Below are 17,057 nucleotides of genomic sequence, written 5' to 3'. Positions count from 1 at the left end.
ACTTAACCCAGCCTCGGTGTACCGGGAGACGCGGTCGGAGCACCATGAGCACGAACCCCGACACCCGGACAGACCCGGACGCCCCCGACGGTCGCCAGCACGAACCGCGCCTCGACCGACCCGACGTCGAACTCTCCTCGGTCGTCGTCGACTACGAGGACAGGCCCGACCGCCGGACCGTCTACCCCGAGGGCCTCTCCAGCGTCGAGCGCATGTCGACGTGGCTGACGGCCGACGACGACGCCTTCGTCGACCTCGAATCGGCCCGCTGACCGGTCGTATAGCCCCCGACTCCGGTCGCCGACGGTCGCGTCGAGTCGGTCGCTCGCCGGCCGCCGGTTTCCGGTCCCCGACGCTCCCGATCCGGTGGGCCTTCCATTCCTCTCTCGGCGTCGCTCCCGACTCCTTCCTCGTCCGCTACTCGCCTCCGACTCCCTCGCCTGCGTCACCGACCGGTCGGCCCTCCTGTGTCGGATATTCACACCCGTCACCGACCCCACCGGGACATATCAGTACGGATATAGTTTAATGTGGCCGGCGACCGTCGAGTCTTTCGTCCATGGACGGACCCGACTCGACCGACCGGTCGGACCGACCCGGCCGGGCGGACGACCGACCGCTGCCCGACGACCTGCACTGGGTGCTGACCGACCGGCGGCGACGGCTCGCGCTGGCCCACCTGCGCGACCGGGGCTCGGCCACGCTGACCGAGCTGACCGACGCTGTCGCCCGCTCGACCGACCGGAACCCCGAGCGCGTCCGGGTGTCGCTCGACCGCCACCACCTCCCGGCGATGGCCGAGGCGGGCCTGCTCAACCGCGACCCGTCGAGCGGCGCGGTGGCGCTCGCGGACCTCTCGCCCCGGACCCGCGAGCGACTCGACCGGCAACTCGACGGGCTCGGCCTCGACGACGAGTGACGGCGCTGCGACGCGGAACGCCGCGCCGACGGCGACTCGGAGTCCCGCGGGAGCGCCGGCCGCGCCGATTCAATCAATCGGTAGAATTAATATGGGGTGCTGACGCCAGTCGAACATGAACGTCGCCCTCCGACTGCTGATCGCCTGCTTCGTGATCGCCGCACCGACGGTGCTGTTCCTCGGTCTGATGCGCGGCCTCGAGAAGATGCGCGACGACGCGCTGCTGCTCGCGCTCGCGGAACGCGACGACGCCCCGCGAGACGTCTCGAACGCCGCCGCAGAGGCCCTCGACAGGGGACCGATTCGCGCCGACGGCCGCGGGGCCGACGCGGCCGACGACGCCGCGTCGGCGACGCCCGGTCCGGCGCTCGACGCGTTCACCTGCTCGACCTGCGGCGCTTCGAACATGTCCGGTGCGAAGTACTGCGGGCAGTGTCTCGGCGAACTGAACCGGTAGCGCCGTTCGGACTCTCAATCGGACGGTCCGTCCTAGATCGTCGCCGCCTCGGACGCCTCCGTCCCGTACTCCCGAGCGTAGTCGACGAAGTTCCGGAGGACGCGGAGGCCGGTCTCGCCGCTCTTCTCGGGGTGGAACTGGGTCCCCATCACGTTGCCGGCCTCGTTGGCGGCGACGGCGGCGAAGTCGAACCCGTAATCGCACGCAGCGACCGCGTTGTCGTCGGTCGCCGCGCAGTACGAGTGGACGAAGTAGGCGTAGTCGCCGTCGGCGAGGCCCTCGGCGAGCGGGTGTTCGCGCTCGACGCGGAGCTCGTTCCATCCCATGTGGGGCACCTTCACTTCCCCGCTCGGGAGCCGCTCGACGCGGCCGGGAATCAGGTCGAGGCCGGCTACCGTCTCGCCGTCGGGCGCGCCCTCCGCGCTCTCGGTGAACAGGAGCTGGAGCCCGACGCAGATGCCGAGCACCGGCGTGTCCGCCGCGACTTCACGGAGCACGTCGTGGAACGGCGCGGAGTTGCGCATGCACTCCTCGAACGCGCCCACGCCGGGCAGGACGACCGCCTCGGCGTCGGCGATCTCCTCCGGGTCGTCGGTGATTGCGACGTCGGCGCCGGCCCGCTCCAGGCCCCGTCTGAGGCTCCGGAGGTTGCCCACGCCGTAGTCGACGATGGTGACGTTCACGCCGGAACGTCGGAGCGAGCGGTATTGAGGCTTTCCCGTTTCGGCGCGTCCCGTCCGAGTATTCTTGTCGCGCGCCCGAGAACGACCGATTATGAACGTCTCTCAGAGCCGAGAGTTCGAGGGAATCGTCGCCGAGTCGCTCGCCGGACTCCGGGCGGGCTTCGTGGACGCGATCCCGAGGCTGATCACGGCACTCCTGTTCGCGGTCGCGGCCTACGCAGGCATCCGGGTCGCGCTGTCGCTGGCCCGGTCGGCGCTCGACCGGATCTACGCCGACGACCTCGTGGCCGACCTGTTCGCCGCGGTCGCCGGCGTGTTCATGTGGTTCGGCGCGGCGCTCGCGCTCCTGAAGATACTCGGGATGGGCGACATCGCCGCCAGCCTCGGGACCGCCACGGGGTTCGTCGCGCTCGGGGTGAGCTACGCGCTCTCGGACATGATCGCCGACACGGTCGCGGGCGTCTACCTCCTGCGCGACCCCGACTTCGAACCCGGCGACGTGGTCGTCGCGGCCGACGAGACCGGCGTGGTGCGCGAGATCGACCTCCGGAAGACCCGGCTGGAGATCGACGGCGGCGACACGCTGGTGCTGGGCAACAGCCTGGTCGAGGAGCGGTGGGCGAAGAAGGGGCGGGCGGAGTCGCCACCGGCTGCCGGCTCGGAGTCGGCGGCGGGTGACTCGGGGTCGTCTCCGACCGGAGATGCGGGGGCGACTGACGGTTCGGGGGTGACTGACGGCTAGAGGACGACAGACGGTACAACCACTGGCGGCTGGCGTTCCGCGGAAAAAGCCGGACTCGCTCGGTCGAACGGACGGGGCGGCGCTACTCCTTGATGATGAGCATCCCGTCGTTGGTCGTGACCTCCGTCGCCTCCTCCGGGATCTCGAACTCGAACTGGCGGTCGCCGGCGACGACGATGGCCGTCTCGCCCACGACGTCGAGCTTCGCCTCGACGCCGCGGCCGAAGTCGACGGTGATCACGTTCTCGTCCTCGTACTCGCGGCGAGAGATCGTGACGCCGTCCTGCTCGTCGGCGGCCGACTGAAGTGGGGCTGGTGCCTCCATACGTCCGATTGGGTCGGCGCGCACCTAAGGGCTGTGCCCGTCCCCGATTGGGCCGCGAAGTCCGGAGTCTTCCGTGACGAGGCGACTGCGGGACCGGACGAAAAGCGGTGCGGACGAAACGCGGCCGCAGACGACGAAACACGTGCGGGGACGGAGAGAGGGGACGCCGAGACGCGGGACCGGTCTACAGGAAGTCCTCGATGTGGTCGGCGACCTCGTTGGGGGTGTCGCCGACCGGGACGCCCGCGTCGTTGAGCGCGTTGATCTTGCTCTCGGCGGTGCCGGTGCCGCTGCCCGAGACGATGGCGCCGGCGTGGCCCATGCGCTTGCCCGGCGGGGCGGTCCGGCCCGCGATGAAGCCCGCGACCGGCGTGTCCATGTTCTCGGCGATGTAGCGGGCGGCCTCCTCCTCGTCCTCGCCGCCGATCTCGCCGCACATCACGACCGCCTTCGTGTCGGGGTCGTTCTCGAACAGCTCGAGGGCGTCGATGAAGTCGGTGCCGATGATGGGGTCGCCGCCGATGCCGATGGCGGTGGTCTGGCCGATGCCGCGGTCGGTCAGGTTCGAGACGACCTGGTAGGTGAGGGTGCCAGACCGCGAGACCAGGCCGACGTCGCCCGACTCGAAGATGTTGCCGGGCAGGATGCCGAGCTTGGACTCGCCGGGGGTGATGATGCCCGGGCAGTTCGGCCCGATGAGCCGGGTGTCGACCTCGCCGAGGCGCTTGTACACCTTGCTCATGTCCTGGGTGGGGATGCCCTCGGTGATGGCGACCACGAGGTCGAGCGGCGCGTCCAGCGCCTCGAAGACGGCGTCGGCGGCGAACGCGGGCGGGACGAAGACGACCGAGGCGTCGGCGTCCTCCTCGCGGGCGGCCCGATCGACGGTGTCGTACACCGGGACGCCGGCGACCTCCTGGCCGCCCTTGCCCGGCACCGCGCCGGCGACGACGTTGGTGCCGTACTCCATCATCTGCTCGGCGTGGAACTTGCCCTCCCCGCCGGTGATGCCCTGTACGACGACTCTGGTGTCCGAATCGACTAGAACGCTCATTGTGCTTCCTCCTTGGAGAGTTCGACAGTGCGCTGCACCGCGTCCTCGAGGGTCTCCTCGACCGTGACGAGGTCGTCGTTCAGGATCTCGCGGCCCTCCGCGGCGTTGGTGCCGGCGAGCCGGACGACCACGGGCTTGGGGATCTCGTCGAACTGCCCGAGGGCGTCGTTGATGCCCTTCGCGACCTCGTCGCCGCGGGTGATGCCGCCGAAGATGTTGAACACGACCGCGTCGACGTTCTCGTCGGAGAACACCATGTCGAGCGCGTTGGCCACCCGCTCGGCCTTCGCGCCGCCCCCGATGTCGAGGAAGTTGGCGGGCTCGCCGCCGTAGTAGTCGACGAGGTCGAGCGTCGTCATCACGAGGCCCGCGCCGTTGCCGATGATGCCGACGTTGCCCGAGAGCCGCACGTAGTCGAAGCCGTACTCGCCGGCCTTGCGCTCGAGGTCGTCCTCGTAGGCCTCCTCCTCCATCTCGGCCAGCTCCTGCTGGCGGAAGAGGGCGTCGTCGTCGATGTTCATCACGGCGTCGGCCGCGATCACCTCGTCGTCCTCGGTGATCATCACCGGGTTGATCTCGACCTCGCTGGCGTCGCGGTCGTCCCAGAGCTGGTAGAGGGTGGTCAGGATGGACGCGACGTCCGAGGCGACCTCGCGGGGGACGCCCGCGTCGTAGACCGCCTTGCGGGCCTGGTAGGGGTGCATCCCGAACGCCGGGTCGACGTGCTCGCGTGCGATGGCGTCGGGGTCCTCCTCGGCGACCTCCTCGATGTTGACCCCGCCCTTGGTCGAGACCATCGCGACCGGCTTGCCCTCGCCGCGGTCCATCGTGACGCCGACGTAGAGCTCGTTCTTGAAGTCGACGGCCTCCTCGACCAGGACCCGCTCGACGCGGTAGCCCTTCAGGTCCATGCCGAGGATGTCGTCGGCCGCCTGCTCGGCCTCCTCGCGGTCGTCGGCCAGCTTGATGCCGCCGGCCTTCCCGCGACCGCCGACGTGCACCTGGGCCTTGACGGCGACCGGGTAGCCGATCTCCTCTGCGGCCTCGACGACCTCGTCTACCGACGACGCCAGGGTCGCGTCCGGCGTCGGAATCCCCGCATCGGCGAAGACGCTCTTCGCCTGATACTCGTGCAGTTTCATTATTGGCTCGCGTGCTACTTTCCCCGTGCGAGAGTTAGTAGTATCGGAATCTGCCGGGGATGCTAGCTGTCGCTCGCGCCTGTCGTCCCTCCCGAGTCGGCGCATTCGTTCGGCACCTGAAAGCGGAACTTCGACGTCCGCCGTGCATCGATTTTAGATTTGTGTGCGAAAAAGTGTAAAGGATGTGGAGAGGCCAAAAGTCCCATACCGGTCAGCACCTAGCATCCCTCGCGGGGTGTGTTAGATAATGGCACAGAATCGGGGTGTCGTCGATAGCGGAGTCGAACGGGACGGAGTCAACCGCCGAGACTTCCTGAAGGCCGCCGGGGGCGGTGCGACGGCGACGGGGCTCACGGGCTATCTAGAGTATCAAGGCAAGCCGACGATCGAAATCTGGCTGTCGTACTACACCGAAGGCAAGACGAAGCGGCTGTACACCAACAAGATCGTCAACCAGTTCGAGAACCAGACGGGAATCTCCATCAACATCACGGGCGTCCCGTACACCGACGTCCTGACGAAGTTCCGGGCGGCGCGGGCGAGCGGCGACGTCCCCCACCTCATCGAGGTGATGACCCGGCCGGGCATCCTCGCCGGCGATGCGGGGCTCATCGTCAACGACCTCTGGCAGAGCTCCGAACTCGCCGACAAGACCGCCGACAAGATCATGAAGGGCCACAAGGTGTGGGGAGCCCAGTCGACCGGGGAGCAGGGCAACCTGGTCACCTTCCCGCTGGGCTACCGGCCCTACTTCAGCGCCTGGCGCAAGGACTGGCTCAACCAGGCGAACATCGAGCCGAGCGAGGTCAACTACAAGGCGGGCAGCCTCCACTGGCGGAAGGACGTCAAACCGATCTACGAGCGCCTCAACCAGACCCAGCTCGGTCAGAGAGAGGGGTACTATCCCGACACGACGGGGATGAAGCAGAGCGACGAGGAGTACATGTCGCTGTACATCCCCCAGCACGGCGGGTCGCTCTCCGGCGTCGTCAACGTCGAGGGAACGGAAGCAACCATCGACTCCAAGGCGGCCCGGGAGGCCATCAAGATGCAGTTCGAGTTCATCGACGAGGGGCTCTTCCACGAGAACTCGATCAATCACGGCGACGAGGAGGCCACCACGCTCCACTGGTCGGGGAAGACCGCCGTGAATCACATCCAGGACTCGACCGACCTCTGGGGCGACTACCTCGAGGAGCAACGCGGCCCGATGATGAGCGGGGACTACACCTGGGGGCTCCCGATGAACGCCGGCAACAAGGCGGCGCTGGCGTGGCTGCCGTCGCTCGGATTCATCAAGGACGCGTTCAGCGGCCAGCGGGAGAAGGACGCCGCCGTCCGGTTCCTCGAGTGGTGGATCGGCGACGACCAGCGGGCGGTCCAGAACTCCAAGAAGCTCGGGTTCGTTCCGGTCACGCCCCAGACGATCCAGGAGGAGGACTTCTTCGGCAAGACCCAGACCCACAAGGAGTTCTGGCGGGGCGCGTGCCTCAAGACGCTGCGGGAGTTCCGGCCCGCCGTGATTCCCGCGGTGCCGAGCGCGAGCGCCATCACCTACGAGATTCCGCGCACGATGCACCAGCGCATCTCCCAGATGCTCGGGCGGGGCACGGGGCTGGACACGGCCGTCAACAAGGCCACTTCTGTTGCCGCCGACGAGATCAACCGGCTCCTGCAGGAGAACCGGCGCCAGTAGCGGGACGGACGTTCGGCGCCCGCTTTTTCGGGACTCGGTCGGACGCCGTGACGGCCGCCGGTCACTGCCGGACGCCGGAATCGTTACAACTTCCGGCTCGGCGCGGTCCGCGACGCGACCGATGGGCAGTAGCCTCGCGCGCTCAGACTGGCTTCAGCACCCGCCACGCGACGCCCGGCCGCAGCAGCGACGCGGGCGCCTCCTGCATCGAGAGCACGCGGACGAACGCGTCGGTCAGCGCGCCGTCGTCGTGGGCGGCCCGGAGCAGTCGACCGAGGTACCAGCCGAAGAACCGGGTTCCCCGGGATTTCGGTCCCCGGGTCTGCGGAAATCCGAAGTCGGCGCCGACCGCCATCGCCCACGCACCGTCGACGATGTCCGCGACGCTGTCGAAGAACCGGAGCGGGAGGCCCTGGCGGTCGCTCGCCGCGAGCGCGCGGTGGAGCGCCAGGGCTTCGAGCGCGGCGACCGACATCCCCTGGCCGTATATCGGATTGAAGCTCGCGATCGCGTCGCCGACCACCACCAGGCCCGCCGGGAACCGGTCTAAGTCCTCGTACCGGCGGCGACGGTTGCTCGGGAAGGGGTAGCGGGCGACGTCCCCGACCTGCGGCCGCTCGTCGAGGATCCGCCTGGGCTGGGGGACGGGCAGGCTCGCCGCGAAGTCGGCGACGCCGTCCGGGTCCGCCGGCGGGTGGTCGCCGTGGACGCCGTGGACGTTCACCAGCCAGCGACCGCCCTCGACCGGCGCGACCAGGCCGCCGCGGGTCCGGGGCGCCTCGGCCGGCGCGACGATCGCCCGGCGGTCGTCCTCGGGTCGCTCGACGAAGGTCGAACTGTAGCCCACGTCGATGCGGACCTCGTCGACGGGCGGCGGCGCGTACCCGTGCTCGTCGAGCCACCGCGGCGTCCGACTCGTCCGGCCGGTCGCGTCGACGACGAGGTCGGCCGGGAGCTCGTCCCGACCGGCCCCACCGTCGCGGACCGCGACACCGTCCACGGCGGCCCCCGCGTCGTCCGCGAGATAGTCGGTGACTCGGCAGCCGGGCCGCACGCGGACGCCGTCGAGCGCGGCGACGCGGCGCCGGAGCAGCAGTTCGTACAGCGGACGGGTGGCCGAGTACACGGGGAGGTACTCGGTGCCCGCGGCGAGGAAGCCGCCGCGGCTGTACTGCTCGAACTCCCGTCGGCTGTCGATCACCGCGCCGCCGGCCGCGACCAGGTCGTCGCTGTAGCCCGGAAAGAGGTCCTCGATCGTCGCCCGCCCGGCCTCCCACAGGACGTGCGGTTGGCGCGCCTGGGGGACGCCGGCCCGGGGCGTCGGCTCGTCGACCAGCGGATCGCGGTCGACGACGGTGACCTCCTCGAAGCCGTCCGCGAGCACGCGGGCCGCGAGGAGGCCGGCCACGCTCGCGCCGACCACCACCGCGCGTCCGCCGCCGCCGTCGAGCCCGCCGGGGTCGTACCTGGGGACGGTCGCAAGCGTCACGGCGGTCGTTCCGTCGCAGCGCCGTCTCCTCGAACGTTTCGCGCCGTCACGGCTTCGCCTCGAACACCATGTCGAACGGCGTCTCGGTCGCCCGGCGGAACCGGGAGAATCCGCCCTCGGTGACCACCTCGCGGAGCTTCGCCTCCCCGGCCTGGGCGCCCAGGCCGTAGCCGACCTCCTGGCTGAGCGAGTTCGGCGTGCAGAGCATCGTCGAGGCCGAGTAGTACGCCCGGCCCCGCGGGTTGAGGTTGTCCTCGACCCGGTCCTCGGCGTATGGTTCGACGACCATCCAGATCCCGTCGTCGGCGAGCGTCTCCGCGACGTGGGCCGCCACGCCGACGGGGTCGCCCATGTCGTGGAGACAGTCGAACGCGGTCGCGAAGTCGTAGTCGGTCCCGTCGTACTCCTTGGCGTTCGCCACCTCGAAGCTGACGCGGTCGGCGACGCCGGCGGCCTCTGCGCGCTCCCGCGCCACGTCGATCGACGCCTCGTGGTAGTCGACGCCGACGAACGTCGAGTTCGGGTACGCCTCGGCCATGATGATGGTCGGCGCGCCGTGGCCGCAGCCCACGTCGATCGCGCGCCCGCCGTCCTCCAGGGTCTCCGCCACGCCGTCGAGTGCGGGAATCCAGTCGCTCACGAGCTCGGCCGCGTACCCCGGCCGGAAGAAGCGCTCGACGCCGTGGAACACGCCGTCGTCGTGCTCGTGCCAGCCGACGCCCTCGCCGGTGCGGAACGCCTCGACGAGCCTGGGCTCGCTCCGTATCGCCGCCGAGCTCGTCTGGAACGCTCCGGGGATGAACACCGAGCTGTCCTCGTCGGCCAGGACGAACGCCTGCTCGGGCGAGAGGTGGTAGCGGTTCCCGTCGGGGTCGTAGGTCACGTATCCGCCGGCGGCCTGCGAGCGCAGCCACTCGCGGACGTAGCGCTCGGCGGTGTCGGTCGCCTCGGCGAGCTCGCCCGACGTCAGCGGGCCTTCGTCGGCCAGCGCCGCGTAGAGGCCGAGCTCGTCGCCGATGACCACCAGCGCGGCGTGGAACGTCGCGCCGAAGTCGACCAGCGCCGTCTCCATGAGTTCGTCCAGCTTCGCCTCGTCGATCGGGTCTCCTGCCGTTCGCGTATCGGTCGTCATGGTGGGTCTGCTCCCCGAGGAGGGACGAGCGGCACCGATACCTAGCTATCCGGTGACCGTCGTTCACCCCGCGGGTTCGACCCGGGGGTTGCAATCGGTGCACCGGCTGACCGCCGTTCCACCGCTCCCAGTCCGATCACGCCTCGACCGCTTCCGGGTCGAGCGGTCGGGCCTCCTCGCGATAGGAGTCGTAGAGCTCGGTCGCCCACTCGCAGGCCTCGGCGGCGTCGGTGTCGACCACCGCCCGAAGCATGCCGGTGTCCGGGTCGTACCCCGTGAGCACGACGCGGTCGTCGAAGATGGTCAGCCCGCAGGGGAGCGCGTCGTGGAGCAGGATGGTCAGGTTGCCGGTCTCGAGTCCCTCCCTGGCGGCCGCGGGCGACCAGTCGAGGACCGCCTCGACGATGGGCGACGGGTAGAGTATCTCGGTGTCCATCCCCGCCCGGACGTTCCGGAAGAGCGTGCCCGCGTTCGCGGACTTGAGCGTCGGCGTCCCGAACGCCCGCATCGTCTCCGCGCCCTCGATGAGGGCGTCGTACCGGCGGACCGGCCGGTAGGGGTCCTCGGCGTCGACGACCGTGACGACCGCGTCGGCGAACGACTCGATGGTGATGCCGAGCTTCTCGGTCGGCAGCCACCGGGCGACGTCCCGGAGCTGCTGTCTGGTCTCCATCCGGTCGAGCAGGCTCGTGACCTCCCCGGCGACGAACTCGCCCTCCGACGTCAGCCGGTACTCGCGACCGTCGCGGACGACCCAGTCCCGGTCCTCGAACTCGCGTAGCAGGCGCCCGACGGTCGACGACGACGCGCCGGTCGCCTCCCCGAGTTCGGACCGACCGCGCGGACGCTCGGCCAGCGCGCCGAGTGCCTCGACGCGGTGGGCCGAGCGCACCAGGAATTCGACCTCGTCGAGTGCGGTGTCCATGGTACTAGTTCGCATCCCGGGGTAAATTCTTATGGGGTAGGTGGCCCCCGCGGGAGCGCCTCGCCGATTCTTCGGGCCCGAAGCCCGACAGAGCGAACGCATGTAGGCGAGCGGTTTTTGCGGTACAGCGCAATCCCTCCGTATGAGCGTCGTCGCGGAGTTCACCATCAACGCCGACCAGTTCCTCCTCGGCCGGCTCATCGCCGAACACCCGAACCTCTCGGTCGAACTCGAGCGCGTGGTCCCGGCAGAGAAGCGGGTCATGCCGTACGTCTGGGGCCACGGCGACGACCTCGAAGCGTTCGAGGCGAGCATGGCGGCCGACCCCCACGTCAGGTCGTTCGCGGTGCTCGACCGGCTCCCGGACAGCGCGCTGTACAAGATCGAGTGGGAGGAGCCCGCCGAGCAGCTCATCCGCGGCATCACCGAGACGAAGGCGACCATCCTGGAGGCGTACGGCGACGACGAGTGGACGTTCCGGATCCGGTTCGAGGACCACTCGGGGCTCGCGGCGTTCCACAACTACTGCGCGGACCGCGGCATCACGTACCGGCTCAACCGGGTCTACGCGCTCGACGACCGGTCGGTCGCGGTCGACGCCCGCGGCCTGACCGAGCTCCAGCACGAGACGCTGGTCGAGGCCGTCGGCCGCGGCTACTTCGAGGTCCCCCGGCGGGTGAGCCTCGCGGAGCTCGCCGCCGAGTTCGGCGTGTCCGAGCAGGCCGTCTCCGAGCGCATCCGGCGGGCGACTAACGCGGTCCTCCGGCACGTCCTCTTCCACCCGTCGGCCGAGGAGCAGTGACCCGAACGCATAAGGGGGAGTACTTGAAGACCATTACCACTCAAAGACACGTCCTTCTCAGTCCGGTGACTCTTCGGTAGTGTCCGCGATGATGAGTCCCGACGACACCGCTACCGAGAAGTACCTCGACGTCCTGTATAGCACGCTCTCCCACCCCCACCGCAGGATCGCCCTCCGCTACCTGCTGCGCCAGCCGCGGCCGGTCCCCGTGACCGACCTCGCCGCCGAGATCGCCCTCGTCGAGGCGGGCGCGTCCGGGACCCCGGCCTCACCGGTGACCGACGACGTCGCCTCGCTCGTCAGCCTCCGTCACGTCCACCTCCCGAAGCTGCTCGACGCGGACCTGATCGAACTCGACCCCGCGACCGACACCGTGACGCTCTCGGCGCGCGCCGGCGACGTCCCGCTGGACTCGGCCGCCGGCCGCGGCCTGCTCGACCCCTCCTCCCGGAGCGAGAACGCCGACTCGACGTGACCACTGTTCGACTGACCTGACGCCAGCAATTCGCCTTCGACGTCCTCGCTGCACCACCGCCCTCCCGACTCGACCCGGCCCCTTCGACTCGACTACTCTCCCGCTACTCCTCGGCGTACAGGCGGACGAGACCGCACTCCGGACACCGCCGCGGCGTCACGTCGAGGGTCCTCGTGACCCCGACCGCCGCGAGCACGTCGTCGCCCTCGGCGTCGGTCCGCACCCGGAACTCCCCCTTCCCGGTGAACAGGTCGGCCTCCTCGAGCGACACGTCGCAGTCGGGGCAGCGCGCGTCTCCGGCCATACGTCCGCTTCTCGGTGTCGCACGAAAAACGTGTCGGACGGATTCAACGCTCGGGCGAGCCGACGCTCCGGACGGTCACCGCCCCGTGCTCGGGCGGTTCCGGACCTGTCGGACTCAGAGCAGGACCTCGCCGTCCGGGAGCAGCTCGCGCTCGGTCCGCCGGGCCTCCTCGCCCTCCGGGACGAGGGTCGGCGCCGCGATCGGATCGTCGAACCGGTCGGGGTCGGGGTCGACCCGCTTCAGCATCGCCGAGAACACCGACCCCTGCCGGCCGCCAGCCGAGACGATGCCGCCGTACGCCCGCTCCTCGGGGGTCGACTCGTCGGGGTGGGGAAACTCCTCGCGGATGACGCGGGCGGTCTCGCGGATGTACTCGGCCGCCCGCCGCTGGGTGTACCGGCTCTCGGCGTAGTACGTCTCGGCGTGGTCGCCGTCGAGTTCCTCCGAGAGGTGCTCGGGCGACTCGTACACCACCGACTCGTCGGTGGCGTACCCGCTGGCGAACCGGATGTTCACCGTGAAGCTGTCGGGGTACCGGAGAATGACGGGGAAGAACACCATGTCGGTGACGGTGGTCCGCTGCTGCATCCGCCACAGCCCCTCGTAGTAGTACGCCGCCAGCGCCCCGACCCGGTCGTCGCGGTCGCCGCGGTTGTACGCCATCGCGGCCTCCCGGTAGTCGTCGCCCGCGGTCCGCCGGAGCCGGCGCTCGAAGCTCTCGGCGACGCGCTCGAACTCCGACTCGAACGCGTCGAGCACCGAGACGTCGGGGTCGGCAAGCAGGTCGGCCTTCCGCTCGCGGGCGTCGGCCACGGTCATCATGTTCTCGTGGAACACCCGCTCGGCCTCCTCGTCGGGGAGCGGCGTCCTGACCGCCCGCCGGTGGAGGACGTCGGCGTCGCCGTTGAACCGGTGCTGCTGCCCCATGTCGCGTGGTTCCGTGACGGGGCGACATTAAAGGACCGGAGCGAGTCAGTCGGCCGAGACGTTCGGATTCGCGGGAGCGGCTCAGGGGCGCAGAGCGGGTTCCGGGGTCAGTTCGTCGAGACGACGTCGATGACGTCGCGGTCGTCGAGCCGGTGGTCGGCGCCCACCTGGCGGTCGCTCCGGCAGTCGATGCCGTGGAGGAACCCCTCGCCGAGGTCGGAGTGGACGTGGTACGCGAAGTCCTCGGCGGTCGCGCCCTCCGGCAGCAGGAAGCAGTCGGGCAGCACCTCGCCGTTCTCGTTGCCGAGGCCGTTCGCGCCGCCCGGGAAGACGGGGACGACGCCCAGTTCGTCGAACAGGGCCGTCTCGAGCGCGCGCTGGACGCCGGTGCCCTCGAACTCGGCGACGAACGACTCGATGGCGTCGAGCCCCTCGCGCTGCTCGCCCGAGACGTCGCCCAGCACCTCGAACTCCGCATCGCCGGGCCGGTAGTCGACCGCGCCCTGCTCGTCGGCCTTCTTCAGCGCCTTCTCGGCGTGGGCCGAGACCGGGACCACGGTCAGGTGGTCGTACGCGGGGTCGCTGGTGATCTCCTCGAAGTTCGCCCTGGCCTCGGGCGTGTCCATCTTGTTCGCGGCGACCACCATCGGCTTGGTGGTCTTGCGGATCTCGCGGGCCAGCTGCTCGCGGTCCGCGTCGTCCCACGTCGCCGGGTCGAGGTCGAGCCCCAGCGAGAGGATCTCGCGCTTGATCTCGTCCTTGTTGGTCCGGAACGCGCTCATCTGCTCGGCCAGTTCGACCTCGATGTCGTCGTCGTTGCCGTCGTAGCCGCTCTCGTAGCGCTCGATGCCCTTCTCGAGGATCTCCCGGTACCACATGTCGAGCTCGTCCTCGAGGAAGTCGATGTCCTCGCGGGGGTCGTGGCCCTCGGTCGGCTCGCCCTCGCTGTCGGTGGTGCCCGAGAAGTCGACGACGTGGACCAGCACGTCGGCCTCGTTCAGGTCGGTGAGGAACTGGTTGCCCAGCCCGCGGCCCTCGTGGGCGCCGGGGACCAGCCCCGCCACGTCGACCAGCTTGGTCGGGACGAACCGGGTGCCGTCCTCGCAGAACCCCACGTTGGGGGTGCACTCCTCGCCGAACTCCGGGGCGGCGCACTCGACCCGGACGTACGCCTCGCCCACCGCGGGGTCGATGGTGGTGAAGGGGTAGGCGCCCTCGGGCACGTCGTTCATCGTCGCCGCGTTGAAGAACGTGGACTTGCCCACGGAGGGCTTGCCCACGAGACCGATCTTGTAACTCATTGCCCGAACTGGCGGCGCTGCGGTTATAAGGGCTGCTAAAGGCCGAATCCTCCGGGAACGCCTCCCGCGATACTCGGTAGCACTTTCCAGCCGGCGGCCCGGTCGCCTTTTGTCCCGGGCGTCGTGGCACCGACGATGACCCGTCGACCGTCGCCGACCCCGGCCAGCGAGGGATGGACCTGAGCGCTCGCCTCCCCGGAGTCGCGTCGTCGCTCGCCGACCACGCCTCGTTTCTCGCGCAGTGGGGGCTCTTCCGCGGAATCGCGGCCGTCGATCCCCTCCGCGACCGGAGCGCGGACCCCGTCCGCGACGGACCGCGGGGCGCCCGCGACGAGTCGGTCTCACGGTTCGGCCGCGACGAGTCGCTGTGGGTGTTCGGCGCCCGGGGCGGGGCGGCGTTCGCGGACAACGCCAAGTACCTCTTCCTCCACGTCGCGGCCGAACACCCCGACGTCCGGCCAGTGTGGCTCTCGAAGGACCCCGGCGTCGTGCGCGACCTCCAGGCGGCGGGGTTCGAGGCGTATCACCGCTGTTCGCCGCGGGGCCTCCTGCTGACGCTCCGGGCGGGCGTCGTCTTCCTGACGCAGGGCCACCGCGACCTCGCGATGCCGGCCACCGCGGGCGCGTTCACGGTGCTGCTCTGGCACGGCGTCCCCCTCAAGCGGGTCTCGTGGGACGCCGGCTTCCGGGACCTCCCGGCGCCGGTCCGGGCCGCCCACGCCGAGATGGCCGGTAGGTTCGACCTCCTCACCGTTCCCGGCGCGGGCGTGGCCGACGCCTTCGCCTCCGGCCTGCGGATCGACCGCGACCGCATGGTCCTGGCGGGCTACCCCCGCAACGACGCGCTCTTCGCCTCGATTCCGCGCGAGGAGGTGGGCGTCGACGCGGCGGCGCTTGACCGAATCCGCGCCCTCGCAGCCGACCAGCGACTGGTCTTCTACCTCCCGACGTTCCGGGAGTGGACCGACGCGTCGCCCGCCGACCGCCTCGACGTCGGGCGACTCGACGCGTTCCTCGCCGAGCGCGACGCCGCCCTCGTCGTCAAGACCCATCCCCGCGATACCGTCGCCCTCCCGGACGGCCTCTCGAACGTGGTCCGACTGTCCGAGGCGACCGACGTCTACCCGTTCCTCCGGCACGCCGACGCGCTGGTCACCGACTACTCGTCGGTCTACTTCGACTACCTCCTGCGCGACCGGCCGCTCGTCTTCTACGCCTACGACGTCGACGAGTACCGCGCCCGCCGGGGGTTCTACTTCGACTACGAGTCGGTCGCGCCCGGTCCGGTCGCCCGGACGTTCGACGAACTGCTGGCGGCGCTCGACCGGGCGCTCGACCCGGCCGCCGACCCCGACGCCGACCGGCGGACCGCGGTGCGCGCGCGACTCCTCGGCGGCGACCCCGCGGCGGTCGGGGCCACGGAATCGCCCGACAGCGACGCCCAGTCTGTCGAGGGCGACGCCACCGCGAACGGCGGTAGCGCGACCGACAGCGCGCCCCGGGCCCCGCGGTCGGCGGCGGTGACGCGGCTCGTCCGGCGGCGCCTGGCCCGCCGGACCGGCGGAAGTCGGTGACGGCGGCCGTCTACGTAGTTTCGGGCTCCGTCTATTGTCTCTATGCCATTCGGGACCGCTATTTATATTCAGAGAGAAAAGTTGAAGTCCGGCAGGTCGAAACGCCCGGCCAAGGGTGGCAGCGGTGCTTCCTCCGGTCCCCGGAAGCGCCACCGCACACTATGGAACGAACGAGCGCAACGACCCGGCAGGCGACGACCGACAGCACCGACGTATCGCTCATCGCGCACCGCGGCTTCGCGGGCGTCTACCCCGAGAACACCGTGGCGGCCGTCGAGCGGGCGACCGGGGCGCGGAACCCCGGCGGCCCGCCCGAGATGGTCGAGATCGACGTGATGCCCACCGCGGACGGCGAGATCGTCACCTTCCACGACTACGACCTCGGTCGACTGACCGACGCGCCCGACGACCTCGCCGACCGCAAGGTGTGGGAGACCTCCGCCGAGACACTCGCCGAACTCGACGTCCTGGGCACCGGCGAGCCGATTCCGACTCTGGAGGACGTCCTCGAGGCGCTCCCCCCGGAGGTCGGCGTCAACGTCGAGTTCAAGAACCCGGGGTCGGCCGACATCCGCCCGCGGGAGAACCTTCCCCCCGAGGTCCGCGGAGAGCAGACCGACCTCTGGCGGGAGTTCGCCGCGGACGTCCTCGCCGCGCTGGCGGCGTACGACCACGACGTGCTGGTCTCGTCGTTCGCGGAGGGCGCCCTGGCGGCGGTCCGCGAGGTCGACCCCTCGATTCCCGTCGCGGTCGTGTTCGCCGACTCCATCGCCGACGGGATGGAGATCGCCCGCCGGTACGACGCCGAGGCGGTCCACCCGCCGTGGAACATGATCGCGGGCACGCCGCTGTTCAACGCCGACTACGGGTCGCTGGGCCCCTACGAGGAGATCGACCTCGTGTCCGCGGCCCACGAGGAGGGCCGGGCGGTCAACGCCTGGACCGTCGAGCGGTGGTACGAGGCCGACCAGCTCCGGCGGGCCGGCGTCGACGGCGTCATCGCCGACTACCCCGGCGTCCTCCGGTTCGGCGACGGCGCGTGATCGCTGAACGTATCGCTGGCGGAGAACGATACCCTGGACGCCGGCAGGCCGACGCGACGCTGGCCCA

At 70.2% G+C, this 17,057-nt stretch carries 19 protein-coding genes; 9 read left to right on the top strand and 10 right to left on the bottom strand.

Going from position 1 to position 17,057, the window contains the following annotated elements; all coding sequences use genetic code 11:
* Window positions 1-44 precede the first annotated feature (44 nt).
* From ACQUQF_RS01245 to ACQUQF_RS01235, 3 genes are all read left to right on the top strand, one after another.
* Window positions 45-272 carry a DUF7511 domain-containing protein gene (locus tag ACQUQF_RS01245; protein WP_435174916.1) on the top strand — a complete coding sequence of 76 codons (228 nt, stop codon included), beginning with the start codon at window positions 45-47 and terminating at the stop codon, window positions 270-272.
* 287 nt (window positions 273-559) lie between these two features.
* The gene (locus ACQUQF_RS01240; protein ID WP_435174913.1) at window positions 560-919 is read left to right on the top strand and encodes a DUF7344 domain-containing protein; all 360 of its coding nucleotides are present in this window, start codon (window positions 560-562) and stop codon (window positions 917-919) included.
* Window positions 920-1,034: 115 nt separating this feature from the next.
* Window positions 1,035-1,376, top strand: a complete 342-nt coding sequence (locus tag ACQUQF_RS01235; RefSeq protein ID WP_435174910.1) for a zinc ribbon domain-containing protein — start codon at window positions 1,035-1,037, stop codon at window positions 1,374-1,376.
* Between the two features lie 32 nt (window positions 1,377-1,408).
* Here ACQUQF_RS01235 and hisH read toward each other — a convergent pair whose 3' ends face one another.
* Window positions 1,409-2,059, bottom strand: coding sequence for an imidazole glycerol phosphate synthase subunit HisH (hisH, locus tag ACQUQF_RS01230; RefSeq protein ID WP_435174907.1), 651 nt, complete (start codon window positions 2,057-2,059; stop codon window positions 1,409-1,411).
* 91 nt (window positions 2,060-2,150) lie between these two features.
* Between hisH and ACQUQF_RS01225 the strand changes: the two genes are divergently transcribed.
* Window positions 2,151-2,801 carry a mechanosensitive ion channel family protein gene (locus tag ACQUQF_RS01225; RefSeq protein ID WP_435174904.1) on the top strand — a complete coding sequence of 217 codons (651 nt, stop codon included), beginning with the start codon at window positions 2,151-2,153 and terminating at the stop codon, window positions 2,799-2,801.
* 82 nt (window positions 2,802-2,883) lie between these two features.
* Here the strand turns inward: ACQUQF_RS01225 and ACQUQF_RS01220 are convergent, their stop codons facing one another.
* From ACQUQF_RS01220 to sucC, 3 genes are all read right to left on the bottom strand, one after another.
* On the bottom strand, window positions 2,884-3,126 hold the full coding sequence (locus tag ACQUQF_RS01220; RefSeq protein ID WP_435174902.1) for a DUF7127 family protein: 243 nt from the start codon (window positions 3,124-3,126) through the stop codon (window positions 2,884-2,886).
* Window positions 3,127-3,310: 184 nt separating this feature from the next.
* Window positions 3,311-4,180, bottom strand: coding sequence for a succinate--CoA ligase subunit alpha (gene sucD, locus ACQUQF_RS01215; protein WP_435174900.1), 870 nt, complete (start codon window positions 4,178-4,180; stop codon window positions 3,311-3,313).
* Window positions 4,177-5,322 (bottom strand): ADP-forming succinate--CoA ligase subunit beta, encoded by a 1,146-nt coding sequence (sucC, locus tag ACQUQF_RS01210; protein WP_435174898.1) that lies wholly within the window; start codon window positions 5,320-5,322, stop codon window positions 4,177-4,179. Before sucC ends, sucD begins: the two co-directional genes overlap by 4 nt.
* A gap of 247 nt (window positions 5,323-5,569) precedes the next feature.
* Here sucC and ACQUQF_RS01205 point away from each other — a divergent pair, with 247 nt between their 5' ends.
* Complete coding sequence (locus tag ACQUQF_RS01205) at window positions 5,570-7,018, top strand: ABC transporter substrate-binding protein (RefSeq protein WP_435174895.1); 1,449 nt, start codon at window positions 5,570-5,572, stop codon at window positions 7,016-7,018.
* 142 nt (window positions 7,019-7,160) lie between these two features.
* On the opposite strand, the gene ACQUQF_RS01200 is transcribed toward ACQUQF_RS01205, so the two are convergent.
* The 3 genes from ACQUQF_RS01200 to ACQUQF_RS01190 form a co-directional block, all read right to left on the bottom strand.
* Window positions 7,161-8,507, bottom strand: coding sequence for an NAD(P)/FAD-dependent oxidoreductase (locus ACQUQF_RS01200; protein ID WP_435174892.1), 1,347 nt, complete (start codon window positions 8,505-8,507; stop codon window positions 7,161-7,163).
* A gap of 46 nt (window positions 8,508-8,553) precedes the next feature.
* Window positions 8,554-9,639: a class I SAM-dependent methyltransferase gene (locus tag ACQUQF_RS01195; protein ID WP_435174889.1), complete on the bottom strand. Its 1,086-nt coding sequence runs from the start codon at window positions 9,637-9,639 to the stop codon at window positions 8,554-8,556.
* Between the two features lie 136 nt (window positions 9,640-9,775).
* Window positions 9,776-10,564, bottom strand: a complete 789-nt coding sequence (locus ACQUQF_RS01190; protein ID WP_435174886.1) for a helix-turn-helix transcriptional regulator — start codon at window positions 10,562-10,564, stop codon at window positions 9,776-9,778.
* Between the two features lie 142 nt (window positions 10,565-10,706).
* On the opposite strand from ACQUQF_RS01190, the gene ACQUQF_RS01185 reads away from it, so the two are divergent.
* Entirely contained in the window at window positions 10,707-11,366 is a 660-nt protein-coding gene (locus tag ACQUQF_RS01185; protein ID WP_435174883.1) for a helix-turn-helix domain-containing protein, read from the top strand.
* Window positions 11,367-11,454: 88 nt separating this feature from the next.
* On the top strand, window positions 11,455-11,841 hold the full coding sequence (locus tag ACQUQF_RS01180) for a DUF7344 domain-containing protein (RefSeq protein ID WP_435174880.1): 387 nt from the start codon (window positions 11,455-11,457) through the stop codon (window positions 11,839-11,841).
* A 103-nt stretch (window positions 11,842-11,944) separates the two neighbouring features.
* Here the strand turns inward: ACQUQF_RS01180 and ACQUQF_RS01175 are convergent, their stop codons facing one another.
* The 3 genes from ACQUQF_RS01175 to ACQUQF_RS01165 all read right to left on the bottom strand — a co-directional run bounded on the left by ACQUQF_RS01175 (window position 11,945) and on the right by ACQUQF_RS01165 (window position 14,373).
* Window positions 11,945-12,145, bottom strand: a complete 201-nt coding sequence (locus ACQUQF_RS01175) for a hypothetical protein (protein ID WP_435174877.1) — start codon at window positions 12,143-12,145, stop codon at window positions 11,945-11,947.
* A 114-nt stretch (window positions 12,146-12,259) separates the two neighbouring features.
* A complete protein-coding gene (locus ACQUQF_RS01170) occupies window positions 12,260-13,072 on the bottom strand; it encodes a hypothetical protein (RefSeq protein ID WP_435174874.1) in 813 nt (270 codons plus the stop codon).
* 107 nt (window positions 13,073-13,179) lie between these two features.
* The gene (locus tag ACQUQF_RS01165) at window positions 13,180-14,373 is read right to left on the bottom strand and encodes a redox-regulated ATPase YchF (protein WP_435174872.1); all 1,194 of its coding nucleotides are present in this window, start codon (window positions 14,371-14,373) and stop codon (window positions 13,180-13,182) included.
* A 173-nt stretch (window positions 14,374-14,546) separates the two neighbouring features.
* Here ACQUQF_RS01165 and ACQUQF_RS01160 point away from each other — a divergent pair, with 173 nt between their 5' ends.
* Both ACQUQF_RS01160 and ACQUQF_RS01155 read left to right on the top strand, forming a co-directional pair.
* Entirely contained in the window at window positions 14,547-15,947 is a 1,401-nt protein-coding gene (locus ACQUQF_RS01160) for a CDP-glycerol glycerophosphotransferase family protein (protein ID WP_435174869.1), read from the top strand.
* A gap of 161 nt (window positions 15,948-16,108) precedes the next feature.
* On the top strand, window positions 16,109-16,990 hold the full coding sequence (locus ACQUQF_RS01155) for a glycerophosphodiester phosphodiesterase (protein ID WP_435174866.1): 882 nt from the start codon (window positions 16,109-16,111) through the stop codon (window positions 16,988-16,990).
* Window positions 16,991-17,057 lie beyond the last annotated feature (67 nt).

This window comes from Halorussus sp. AFM4 (assembly GCF_051194995.1).
Taxonomy (GTDB): Archaea; Halobacteriota; Halobacteria; order Halobacteriales; family Haladaptataceae; genus Halorussus.
Note: the sequence above shows the minus strand (reverse complement) of the source record. Positions and strands in the feature narration are given on the sequence as shown.